This window comes from Limnohabitans sp. (assembly GCF_030158565.1).
In the GTDB taxonomy this organism is placed as follows: domain Bacteria; phylum Pseudomonadota; class Gammaproteobacteria; order Burkholderiales; family Burkholderiaceae_C; genus Limnohabitans_A.
The window spans coordinates 1-4,820 of the sequence record NZ_JAOASQ010000001.1 but is presented as its reverse complement, the minus strand read 5'-3'; the positions used below and the strand labels follow the sequence as shown (position 1 = coordinate 4,820).

Here is a 4,820-nt window from a genome sequence, read left to right as displayed (position 1 = left end):
GCCCTGTCGCGCTACACGCCGCAGGATTTCATCGATCTGGTGCAAAAGCACAGCATCGCCTTCCATGAAAAGCACAAGGGTCAACTCTTTTGCGACCACTCGGCCGAAGACATCATCCGCATGCTGCTGGCCGAGTGCGATGCCGGTGGTGTGACGCTGCGCACCGGCTGCGGTGTGCAGGCAGTGCGCCATGTCGAAGGTGGCGGCTATGCACTCGATACGAGTCAGGGCACAGTGCAAACCCACTCGCTGGTGGTGGCCACGGGAGGCTTGTCCATCCCCAAGATCGGCGCCACAGGCTGGGGCTACGAAGTGGCCACACAGTTTGGTCTGCGCTTGGTCGAGCGCCGCGCGGGCTTGGTGCCGCTGACCTTTGACGGTGAGGCCTGGACCCCCTATGCACAACTGGCCGGGCTGGCTTTGCCGGTGGGCATTGAAACCGGCGAAAAGAAAACACGCATGCACTTTGACGAGGATTTGCTCTTCACGCACCGGGGCCTGTCGGGTCCGTCCGTGCTGCAAATCTCCAGCTACTGGCAAGACGGCACCCCCATCCGATTGAACCTCGCACCGGAAGTGGACCTGCCCGCGCGATTGCAAGAAGCCAAGCTGCGCTCCAAGAAACTGTTGGGCAATGAACTGGCCACGCTGGTGCCCAGCCGACTGGCCGAAGCCTGGGTGGGTCAGGACGCGGCCTTGCAGCGCACATCGGCAGAAGTGCCCGACAAGGCGCTGAACAAATTGGCCGAGGCCTTGTCCAACTGGTGCCTCACGCCCACCGGCAGCGAAGGCTACAAAAAAGCCGAGGTCACTCTGGGCGGCGTGGACACGCGCGATCTGTCCTCACAAACGATGGAATCCAAACAGCCAGGGCTGTACTTCATTGGCGAAGTGATCGACGTGACCGGCTGGCTCGGCGGCTACAACTTTCAGTGGGCCTGGGCCAGTGCGCACGCCTGTGCGCAAGCGCTGCCCGGGCCAGCTTGAGCCCGCGCAACAATTCACGTCACCACGGGCTTGCCCGAAATGGATTTCGGTCCATCCGCGTCTTGTGAAGCCAGCAGCACGCCCTCTTGGCGAAAACGCATGCAGATGTCAAACATGAGATCGGACACCAAGCCCTTTTGACCGTTTTGCAAGTCGTTGATCCAAAAGCTCGTTTCCAAATTCACCTCGCTGGCCGCGACCGAGACAATCAGCACATTCCCTGCGGGCTCGGGCAAGACCCTGGGAGTGGTCTTGAGCGACTGCAAAATCAAGTCGCGGGCACGTGGATAGTCGGCCACATCGGCGATTTTCAACAGAAACGAGACACGAAAATCATCGTTGCTGAGGGTGTGGTTTTGCAAGACACCTTTGATCACGCTGCTGTTGGGAATCAAGCTTTCTGTGCCCACTGAGTCGCGCACCACCACCGCGCGGCTGCTCAGTTGCACCACACGGCCCGTGATCTGGTTGATGGTCACATAGTCGCCGACTTTCAGGGCGCGTTCAATCAAGACGTAGACACCGCTCACAAAATTGACCACAAACTCTTGCAAGCCAAAGCCCAGGCCAATGCCCATGGCCCCGGCAAATGCGGCCAGGGTGGTCAGATCCACCCCCGAGCTGACCAAGACCCCGACCAGGGTGAAGACGAAAATGCCCATGCTGAACAGCCGCGTCAGGATCAAGGCATCGTTGGCCTGGATCGTTTCTTGGCGTGCATAGCGTTGCAACAAGCGATCCACCAAATCGGCGATTTGCCCCGCCACGGTCAACGCCACCACGCCCATGAGCACACCGGTCAAGATGTTGGCGCCTTTGAACACCTGAGCGCCAATGGAAAACTCGATCGATCGAACCTGCGAAATGAGCGGCTGAAACAGCCCGAAGAATGTGAGCACAGTCACCAGGACCACCGACCACTCGATCAGGTGCAGAAAAATCCGCAACACCTCGTGCGGGTGCAGCACATGCCTGAAGAACCAGCCGGAGACACGGATCGCCATGACCCACAAGGTCAAAGACAAAACCTTCCACAAGACCATCAGCTCATGTGAAGTTTGTCCCAAGGCCCGGCCCATGAAAAACAAAGCCGCCATGCAAATCACGGCCACCACAGCTGGCCCCGTGGTTTGGACACCGGCATGCCAAAGCCGGGGCCACTGCCCTTGCACAGGGATGCGCTTGAGCAAGCGCCAGCGCACCAGATAGCCGAGCGCAATGCTGAGCAAACACAAGGTGCACTGCAGCGCAAAGCTGGCCAACTCCAAAGACAGGTAGGCGTGGTAGGCCATCGACTGGTAGAAACCATCGCCACTCATGACAAGCTCGTCGATACGCATAAAGTTCATGCTCACGTGATGACTCCCGGCTCAATAACTGAAGCGTCGGCCCAATTGCACAAAGACGTTGTAGACGCCGCCGCTGCCCCGGGCAGTGCCCAAGTAGATGTCACCGATCTTGCTGTCGACGGCGACAAACAAAGTGCCGCTGTACCGCCTGCTCATGGCCGTGCCTGAATTCCAGGCATCGCCCGTTTCAAGCACCGTGCCGATGTAGGTCCGCTGCTTGAACAGCCCCCCGTCGGTCATCCGGTACATGTAGGTGCCTTGAAGGTGGGCCAGTTGGTCACCGACCAATTGGCCCATGCGGTAAGCCCCCATGGCCTGAAAGCCCCCCAGGTACAACTGGCTGGGCGCCCGGCAAGTGTCGCAATCCAGTTTCACGCGGTCTTGTGCCAGATTGAGGCCCACATTGAAAATGTGAGGACCAAGCGCGCGGGCCCATTTCGCGTTCAAGCGCGCACCGGAATACCCCGCACCCGAGATGCCTTTCTCCAAAGAGGCATTCAAAAAATAACCGCGCGTGGGGAAACTCAAGGAATCCAATTGATCCACTTGCACCTGGGTTTTCAAACCGCTGTAGCGCAAAATCTCCGTGTTCGAACCACTCGCTGCTTCCAGCTCGGAGGTGGTGTCCAGCGATCGGCGAATGCTGCTCGATGTCAGGCCCATCTTGACGTTCGCCTTGCGATCCAGGTCGTACACCAGCTTGGCATCCCAGCTCTGTGTGGTCTGGCTGTAGTAAGCCAGTTTGATGTTGCTGTGGTCCTCAGGGAAATAAGACGACCGATACAGCGGCAAGTTGTTGCGGTCCCAGGACACGCCCGTCTCTACGCTCCAACGGCCCGACAAAGGCTGGAGCAAACGTGCAGCCAATTCAGACTGTGTGCCCAGTCGGGCATCGAGCGAGAACTCCAGACCGGAAGGCGTCAACCAAGGACGCCGGTAACCGAACCCTGTTGTGAATTGGGTCATGCCGCCCACCTCGGATGAAAAGCCCAAAGTCGTTTTCAGGAAGTGTGGGCTGTAGGGCTTTTCGCGCACATGGACGATCAATTTGTATTGATGGCCTTGTTGTTGCTGCAAGCTGTAGCTCACCAAATCAAAGAATCCACTGGTGTAGAGCTCATCGATGTAGCGTTCAGTTTCGGCTGGGGTGAACTCTTGATTCACCAAGGGCGCCATGACCGACTGAATGTAGCTGGCAGACACATCTTCTTGTCCTTGGGCCTCGATCGCCACAATGTGTTTCTCTCGCTGGTCAAATGACAATCGATTGAGCACCGGGGCATCCTGCGCTTGTCTCTTGACCGACCTCAACACGGACCAACGGTCTTCCACACTGGCGACGGCCGCTTGCCCGCGTTGGGCAATTTCGGCAGCCCGGTTGAAATCTGCAAAGCCAATGTCGGCCAACTGAGGCTTCACAAGAATGTCCTGCGGACGCAACAAAGCCAAGTTCCGTTTTTCATTTTGGCGAATCAAGATGTCCACCATGCGGTTGGCCACCGCCAAGGCATGGTTGGCCGACTCCGTTTTCCCCTCTTCCGTGCCGCCTGCCAGAAAAGAGGCCACGATGACATCAGCGCCCTCATGCAAGGCGACCTCGATCGGCAAGTTGGCCACCAAGCCACCGTCGACATAGGTCTCGCCATCGACCTCGACCGGCGCAAACACAGCAGGCGCGGCCATGCTGGCACGGATGGCCAGATGCAAAGCACCTTGGTCAAACACCTTCATTTCGCCATCGCGGTAACGGGTCGCCACGGCCCTGAATGGGATTTTCAAATCATTGAAATTCACTTGCGGTGGCACATGGGCCGTCAAATTTTGCAGAAGTGCCAAAAACCGCTGACCGTCACTGACGCCACGAGCGAAACTGGGCGCACCGTTCTTGATGCCAAATTCCAGATCCACCGGGTATTTTTGTTGGTACGCCCGCGTGCGTGATGGCAACTCCAAACGATTGAGCTGGTCCAGGGCCACTTTCGAAGGATCCAGCCCACCGACCACGCGCTCAATTTCATCCGTCGACAAGCCGCTGGCATACAGGCCACCAATCACCGCGCCCATGCTGGTGCCCACGATGCGGGCGATGGGGATGCGGTCTTGCTCCAGCTTGCGCAAGACGGCCAGATGGGCAAAGCCCTTGGCGCCACCACCGGCCAACACCACGACCACCGAGGATGGCTTGGCGGCCTCCGTCGTTTGGCCCAGGGCAAGGCAGGACGTCACGCCCAGGGACAGGGCCAAAATCAGCTTTTGAAAGAACATTGGGTGCGCTTGCTCACGAATAAATTGATTATTTTTGATGCATTTTATTAATTTTTCCAAATTACACCCGTGCAAGCGCGAGGTAAATTGCGTTCTTTCGTAACAAGCCCAGTGCAAAGTCGATTCAAGTGCGCAAAGCACTTGTTGCATGGGGCTATAATCCGAGGCTTTGCTGGCAAACCCCCGTCTGCCAAATACTAGTTCGTGACGGGGAACCGC

At 57.9% G+C, this 4,820-nt stretch carries 3 protein-coding genes; 1 reads left to right on the top strand and 2 read right to left on the bottom strand.

The window, feature by feature from the left end:
* The coding region (locus Q1W40_RS00015) for an aminoacetone oxidase family FAD-binding enzyme (RefSeq protein ID WP_300707526.1) at positions 1-987 on the top strand (987 nt) is incomplete at its 5' end.
* Positions 988-1,001: 14 nt separating this feature from the next.
* Here the strand turns inward: Q1W40_RS00015 and Q1W40_RS00010 are convergent.
* Positions 1,002-2,336, bottom strand: coding sequence for a mechanosensitive ion channel domain-containing protein (locus Q1W40_RS00010; protein WP_300707528.1), 1,335 nt, complete (start codon positions 2,334-2,336; stop codon positions 1,002-1,004).
* 21 nt (positions 2,337-2,357) lie between these two features.
* Entirely contained in the window at positions 2,358-4,601 is a 2,244-nt protein-coding gene (locus Q1W40_RS00005; RefSeq protein WP_300707524.1) for a patatin-like phospholipase family protein, read from the bottom strand.
* Positions 4,602-4,820: the final 219 nt, after the last annotated feature.

Bases quoted from the DNA above. Each gene is read 5' to 3' on its own strand.
- Q1W40_RS00005 (WP_300707524.1), bottom strand. From the start codon at position 4,601: ATGTTCTTTCAAAAGCTGATTTTGGCCCTGTCCCTGGGCGTGACGTCC.
- Q1W40_RS00010 (WP_300707528.1), bottom strand. From the start codon at position 2,336: ATGAACTTTATGCGTATCGACGAGCTTGTCATGAGTGGCGATGGTTTC.